Source organism: Azospirillum sp. ST 5-10, assembly GCF_051225715.1.
In the GTDB taxonomy this organism is placed as follows: Bacteria; Pseudomonadota; Alphaproteobacteria; order Azospirillales; family Azospirillaceae; genus Azospirillum.
On sequence record NZ_JBPJSP010000062.1, the window covers coordinates 1 to 6,961 of the forward strand.

General features: G+C 73.5%; 7 protein-coding genes. All 7 read right to left on the minus strand.

The features are described from left to right. A partial coding sequence (locus ACSBPG_RS31605; RefSeq protein WP_435541235.1) for a PTS transporter subunit EIIC occupies window positions 1-222 on the minus strand: 222 nt, incomplete at its 3' end. Window positions 223-387: 165 nt separating this feature from the next. Beyond that, window positions 388-2,916 (minus strand): phosphoenolpyruvate--protein phosphotransferase, encoded by a 2,529-nt coding sequence (gene ptsP, locus ACSBPG_RS31610; RefSeq protein ID WP_435541236.1) that lies wholly within the window; start codon window positions 2,914-2,916, stop codon window positions 388-390. 528 nt (window positions 2,917-3,444) lie between these two features. Next, a complete protein-coding gene (locus tag ACSBPG_RS31615; protein ID WP_435541237.1) occupies window positions 3,445-4,638 on the minus strand; it encodes an arabinose transporter in 1,194 nt (397 codons plus the stop codon). 34 nt (window positions 4,639-4,672) lie between these two features. Continuing rightward, a complete protein-coding gene (locus tag ACSBPG_RS31620; protein ID WP_435541238.1) occupies window positions 4,673-4,951 on the minus strand; it encodes an SDR family NAD(P)-dependent oxidoreductase in 279 nt (92 codons plus the stop codon). 132 nt (window positions 4,952-5,083) lie between these two features. After that, window positions 5,084-5,758, minus strand: coding sequence for an O-methyltransferase (locus tag ACSBPG_RS31625; protein ID WP_435541239.1), 675 nt, complete (start codon window positions 5,756-5,758; stop codon window positions 5,084-5,086). A 188-nt stretch (window positions 5,759-5,946) separates the two neighbouring features. Beyond that, window positions 5,947-6,633 (minus strand): TetR family transcriptional regulator, encoded by a 687-nt coding sequence (locus ACSBPG_RS31630; RefSeq protein WP_435541240.1) that lies wholly within the window; start codon window positions 6,631-6,633, stop codon window positions 5,947-5,949. A gap of 241 nt (window positions 6,634-6,874) precedes the next feature. After that, on the minus strand, window positions 6,875-6,961 hold an 87-nt coding region (locus ACSBPG_RS31635; RefSeq protein ID WP_435541241.1), incomplete at its 5' end, for a hypothetical protein.

Here is a 6,961-nt window from a genome sequence, read left to right on the forward strand (position 1 = left end):
GCCGTCGTTCTCGGTGAAGCCGACGGCGACGCCGATGGCGAAGATCAGCGGCAGGTTGCCGAAGATCACGTCGCCGGAATGCTTCATGAGGGCCGAGACGATGTCGGGCATCCACCCGAAATCCGCGGCGCCGATGCCGAGCAGCAGGCCCGCCACCGGCAGGACCGCGACCGGCAGCATCAGCGATTTGCCGATCTTCTGCAGAAACGCGAACGGAGACATGATGATACCTCCCGTTGGGCAAGGTTCGTGCGCATCCCGGGCGGGCGTGCCGCCCGGCCGGGTCCATCGTCGAAAAGCGTGATCGCGGGGCAGCGGCCGGCGCCGCCCGGGGGTCGCTAGAGCGGGGTCACTCCAGGTGGCATCACCAGGAGTGTGAATCTTGCTCTAGCCGCCGTAGGGGGCGAGCCGGGCCCGGACCTCGGCGGCCGTCGCCAGGGTCAGCACCTCGCGGGCGAGCGCCTGGCACTCGGCCAGGGTGACGCGGCCGATGACGGCCTTGACCGCGCCGATGGCGGGGACGCCCACCGACAGCTCGTCGACGCCGAGGCCGACGAGCACCGGCACCGCCATGACGTCGGAGGCGATGCCACCGCACACGCCGACCCATTTGCCGTGGGCGTGCGCCCCCTCGACGGTCATGGCGATCATCCGCAGCACCGCCGGGTGCAGGCCGTCCGCCTGCTTGGCGAGCTGCGGGTGGCCGCGGTCCATGGCCAGCGTGTACTGGGTCAGGTCGTTGGTGCCGATGGAGAAGAAGTCGACCTCGCGGGCCAGGGTGCCGGCGAGCACCGCCGCCGCCGGCACCTCCACCATGATGCCGACCTTGGCCGAGAGGCCGAGCGCCGCCTGCTCCTCGTCGAGGATGGCGCGGGCGCGGCGCAGCTCGTCGAGGCCGGCGACCATGGGGAACATGACGTGCAGGTCGGCGACCGGCGCGGCCCGCAGGATCGCCCGGAGCTGGACGCGCAGCAGGTCCGGCCGGTCGAGGCCGACGCGGATGCCGCGCATGCCGAGGAAGGGGTTGTCCTCGCGCGGCAGCGGCAGGTAGGCGAGCGGCTTGTCGCCGCCGGCGTCGAGCGTGCGCACCACCAGCGGGCGTTCGCGGCCGAGCGCGTCGGCGACCGCGCGGTAGGCGGCGGCCTGCTCGTCCTCGCCCGGCGGGTCGGTGCGCTCGTCGAACAGGAACTCCGACCGCAGCAGGCCCACCCCTTCGGCGCCGCCGGCGACCGCGGCGCGCGTGTCCTCGGCGCCGCTGACGTTGGCCGCCACCTCGATCCGGTGGCCGTCGCGGGTGACGGCGGGGGCATGGGCCGCGGCCTGCTCCTGGCGCTGGCGGTCCGCCTGCTCGGCCAGGCGGCGCCGGGCGTCGGCCCGCTCGTCCTCGTCGAGGTCGCGCCGCAGGGTGCCGCGGCTGCCGTCCAGCAGCACCGGCGTCCCGTCGGCGAGGTCGAGGACGGAATCGTCGATGCCGACCACGGCCGGCAGGCCGAAGGAGCGGGCGATGATCGCCAGATGGCTGGTGGCGCCGCCGCCGACGGTGCAGATCCCCAGCACCCGGCGGCGGTCGAGCCCGGCCAGCTCGGACGGGGTCAGCTCCTCCGCCACCAGGATCGCCTGCTCGGGCACGGGCACGGCGGCGTCGCCCTGGCGGGTGCCGACGAGCTGGACGAGCACCCGCCGGCCGACGTCACGGACGTCGGCGGCGCGCTCGCGCAGCAGCGGGTTGTCCAGCAGCTCCAGCCGCGCCGCGCAGCCGGCGAAGGCCTGCTGCCAGGCGAAGGCGGCGCTGGCGCCGCCGTCGATGCGCTGCCGCACCTCCTCCAGCAGCTCGGGGTCCTCCAGCAGCTCCTTGTGGGCGTCGAGGATGCGCGCCTTGTGCGGGGTCGCCATGTGGACCTTCAGCGCGTCGAGCTGGGCGGCGGCGGTGGCGCGCGCCGTCGTGAAGGCGGCGTGCTCGGCGGCGGCCGGGCCGCCGGTCGGCTCCACGGCGAGCCCCTCCTGGCGGAACTGGAAGATCCGGCCGAGCGCCAGGCCCGGCGAGGCGGAGACGCCGACGAAGGTGCGGGCGTCGCCGGCCTCCGCCGGCCGCCGCGACGGCGCCGCGGCGACGGCCGGTGCCGGCGCCTGTCCCGGCGCTTCGCCGCAGCCCTCGGCGAGCAGCGCCGCGAGGGCGGCGAGCGCCGCCTCGGCGTCCGGCCCGCTGGCCCGCACGCGCAGGCGGTCCCCCTGCCGCGTCGCGAGGCCCATGACGGCGACCACCGACTTGGCGTTGGCCACGGCGTCGCCGCGCAGCAGGGCGATGTCGGCGGCGAAGCCCTTGGCCCTGGCGGCGAAGACGGCGGCCGGCCGGGCGTGCAGCCCCGCCGGGTTGGGCAGCGCCACCTCGGGCGACAGCAGGACGTCGCCGCCGGCAGCCGGCGGCGCGGCTTCCGCCGCGGCGCCGGCGAGGCGGACGCGCAGGACGACGCTCCGGCCCGCCTCGACGAGGCCGCGGGCCGGCTCCATCGCCAGCACGCGGTCGCCGTTGGCGATGACGATCTGGGTCAGCAGGCTGCGCGCGGTGCGGCCGACCTGGTCGAGGTCGAAGGCGATCAGCGGCTGCCCGGCGCGCACCCGGTCGCCCTCGCCGACCAGCGGCGCGAAGCCCTCGCCGCGCAGCATGACTGTGTCGAGGCCGATGTGCAGCAGCACGTCGAGCCCGTCGTCGGTGCGGATCGTCAGGGCATGGTGGGCCTTGTGCAGCTGGGTGACGACGCCGTCGACCGGGGCCAGCAGATTGTCGGAGGTGGGGTCCAGCGACACGCCGTCGCCGACCATCCTGTTCGCGAAGACCGGGTCGGGGACGGTCTCAAGCGGCACGAGGAGCCCGGAAAGCGGCGCGGTGATCTCGCGCAGGGACGACGCAGACGTCATGGATGCTGTCCTTTGAGCGGGCGGGCACCGGCCGGGGGTGCGCGGCCGCTCGGGCACGCTCCGCCCGGTCGCCGGGGCGGACGGACGCCCCGCCGGGAAAGCCGTGCCCGGCGCGCCGACGGGCGCCGGTCCCTGTCTCGATGGTGGCGGCCCGGCCGGGCGCGGAGGGAACCGCGATCGGCCGCAGGCGCTGCGTGGAGGGGTCTCGGGGGGATTATCGCGGAACGCGGGCCGGAGACGGCGGCGTTCGCAGCCGCTTCAGCGGCTTGGTGCGGTCGGCGGAGCGGCGTGCCGAACACGCCGCGTCAAGGGATCGAGAACGCACCCGTCGCGAGTCTTCCATGGTGTTCCCCCGACTCTTGGGACCGCTGTGGCGTCGGCCCCGTTTCTTGATTTCGTTTATATCTGCCGGAGTATAGCCAGGGCGCCCGGACGGCGGGCGGATTATCGTGTATCAGTCCGGTAACAACCCCTCCGGGTTGATACAAACTGTTACAGAGCGGTGGCGGGACCGCGCTCGCGGTCCGCTCATCGTCGGAGCGGCACGGCGGCGGACGCGCGGCGCAGGACGAGCGCGATCAGGAATCCCAGCGCCGCGGCGACACCGCCGACCAGGAAGACGCTGCCGTACCCCGCGCGGTCGGCCAGAAGTCCGGCGACCGGGCCGGTCAGGCCGTAGGCGAGGTCCTGGAACGCCGAGAACCCGCCCAGCGCCGTGCCGCGCAGATGCGGCTCGATCCGCTGCACGACCTCCCGCCCCATCGCCGGAAAGATCATCGAGCATCCCAGGCCGGTCATGAACGCACCGGCGAGCGCAAGCACCGGATCGTGCGCGCTCCAGATCAGGAGCTGGCCGACCGCCTCGACGGCAAGCGAGCCGGTCGCCACCGGCAGGCCGCCGAGGCGGTCCGGAAGGTGGCCGAAGAGCACGCGCACCAGGACGAACCCGCTGCCGAAGGCCGTGAATCCGAGCCCGGCATGGTCCCAGTTCTGGCGGAGGAAGTGGAGGACGAAGAACGCTCCGATGGCGGCGAAACCGATGCCCTGCAGGCAGACGACGAGCCCGTGCGGCCAGATCCGGCCGACGACGCTCAACAGCGGCGGGCGCTCGGCATCGGGATGCGCGGCACCCCCCGCCATCGGCGCGATCGCCAGCAGCCCGAGGCACGGCAGAAGCGCGCTGACCGCCATCGCGCCGGCGAAGCCCAGCCGCTCCAGCAGCGCGACGCCGAGCGGCCCGCCGACCGCGAGCGCGCCGTAGATGGCGGCGCCGACCAGGGCCAGGACCTTGCCCGAGCGCGCCGGGCCGAGGAGGCCGATCCCCCAGGCGATCACGCCGACGCCGACCAGGCTCTCGCCCAGCCCGAGGAGCAGTCGGCCGGCAAGCAGGATCACGAAGGCCGTCACCGGCGCGTCGAACGGCAGGCCCGCCGCCAGCGAGACCAGCGCGCCCGCCGCGTAGAAGACCAGGCCGCGCCGCACCGCGGTCTTGGCGCCGCGACGGTCCGACAAGCTGCCGGCATGCCCCCGGGTGACGATGGTGGCGAGGAAGGCGACGCCGACCGCCAGCCCCGCCCAGACATTGCCGAGCCCGAGCCGTCCGGTCACGTGGACCGGCACGACCGGGAGGGGGATCGCCACGCAGAGATAGGACACGAACAGGACGGCGGTCAGCAGCAGAAGGCGGGTCTGCGCCGGGTCACGGCGCAATCGGGTCGTCATCGGGCTCTCCGAGGGGCGCGGCGGTCCGGGGCGATCAATTGCGGCCGCCGTTCGCCTTGATGACCGGCCCGTATTCGGCCTCCGCCCGGTCGAAGAGCGCCGTCACCGCCGCCGCGTCGGCGACGTCGGCGCGCATCGCCAGGGCGCGCGCGCCGGCCCATCGGATCTCGGCGACGACGGCCTCCGCCTCGGCCGCGCTGGAGGCGTAGTTGACGACGGTCTGGAAGCCGTCCGCGCCCAGCCTCCTGGCCAGCGCGGCGCCGATGCCCCGGGAGGCGCCCGTGACGATCGCGGTTCGGGTGGTGTCGGACATGGATCGGGGTCCTTTTCGGATTCGGCAATGGGTTTTCGGGGCGGCGGAAGCGTCCGCGTCCCTGTGGGGCCGCGCCGGGATGCGTCGGGGCACGCCGTCGCCGGCGTGCCGAACGGAGTTTCTTGAGACGGGTCAGGCGAGCCGCATGGACAGCTCGATGCCCTCGGCGACGGGCACGGACAGGTAGCCGCTGTCGGCCGAGCGCACGCGCTCGAGGTAGTCGGGACTGCGGTCGGCATCGTCGGCGACGACGAGGGCGCCCGGCCTGAGATGGCCTTCCACCAGGCCCAGGATCTCGGGATAGAGGCCCTTGGCGCCGTCGAGGAGCAGCATGTCGACGGTCTCCGGAAGTCCGCGGCTCAGTGTCTGCAAGGCGTCCCCCTCGCGTATCTCCACCAGGTCGGCGAGGCCGCCCGCGGCGAGGTTCTCCCGCGCCCGCGCCACCTTGGACGGCTCGAACTCGCTGGTGATCAGGCGGCCGCCGCCATTGTCGCGGAGCGCGGCGGCGAGGTGCAGGGTCGAGACGCCGAACGAGGTCCCGAACTCGACGACGGTGCGCATGCCGCCGCTGCGCGCCAGCGTGTAGAGCAGCAGGCCGGTCTCGCGCGAGACGGCGAGCGGAAGATCCTTCAGGCGCTCGTAGAAGCCGCGATAGTCGCTCTTGCTGCGGATCAGGCGCGCCCGTTCCTCGGGGTCGAGCCCGGACCAGTACTCGGCAACCGAGGGGGTCGCCGACCATGCCGCGGCCGCTTGCGCGAACAAGCGGTCCAGCAGGGGTGCCAGCGGGGCGGTCGTCAGGGTGGTCATGCCGGTCTCCGGTCGGTGATGGGTGCATCGTTGAACCGGTCTGGAGAATACGACGAATTCGTCAGGTTCCCTATTCGCGTTCCGGCACCGCATGATGCACAACCGTCGCGATCCAGGATTCCCTTGGGAAAAGGCCGGGGCGGGTGCGGGCGGCGGCGGCCGTCCCGGGCAAGGCCGGGCGCCGCTGTTCAGGTTTTGCGGGTGGGAACGCCGCGCTCCGCGACCGCGTCGCCGCGGCACGCCGGATCGTGCCCGAGGCTGCCGAGATAGGCGCAGAACATGTCGGCCATTGCGGCGGCGTAGGCCTCGATCTCGGCCGGGGTCCGCGGGCTTTCCGAGAAGCCCTTCCCCACCGCGGCGAGGGTGGTGGTGATCAGGTCCCCGGCCAGGACACGGGTCGCCTCCGCGGCGTCGGGCAGCACCTCACCCATGAAGGCCTGGAAGGTGTGCTCCGCCGACGCCCTCGCCTCCTGTGCCTCGGGGGCGTCGCGGTAGAGGGGCGCCGCGTCGTTGAGCGCCACGCGCACCGCGGCTTCCTCGCATTCCGAGCGGACGAAGGCGTGCACCAGGGTGCGCAGCCGCTCGAGCGGGGGTCTGCTGCCATCCTCGAGGATGCGGCGGAGCAGGTCGGTCGTCTGCCGCCATTCGTCGCTCTGGAGCCGGAAGAGGATCGCCGCCTTGTTGGGAAAGTACTGATACAGCGAGCCGACGCTGACCCCCGCCTTCTCGGCCACCCGCGCCGTGGTGAAGCGCCGTGCCCCTTCCTTGGCGAGGACCTGGAGGGCGGCTTCGAGAATCGTCGCGACCAGCTCGGTCGACCGCGCCTGGACCGGCTGCTTGCGGGAGGAGATCTGGGGATTCGGGCGGTCGGCCATGGCACGCCGTGACAACGCGGACAGGGAAACGGGCGGGTCCGTCGCATGGTGATTCAGGGCATGGCGGATTGCAACCGTGCCGGGGTTGGAGCGGTTGGATCGGGCTTCCCGTCCCCCGCACGGGACGGGGGCCGCGGTGGGCGGCGTCCGGCGCGGATGCCGGAACCGGCCAAAAAAGAGGCCACGGGATGCCGATGCATTCCGTGGCCGAGGCTCAGGGAGAAAGACGTGCGGGAGGGTGTCAGCGCCGCAGGATGCCTTTGCCGGCGAAGCGGGCGGCGGCGCCGAGCTGCTCCTCGATGCGGATGAGCTGGTTGTACTTGGCGAG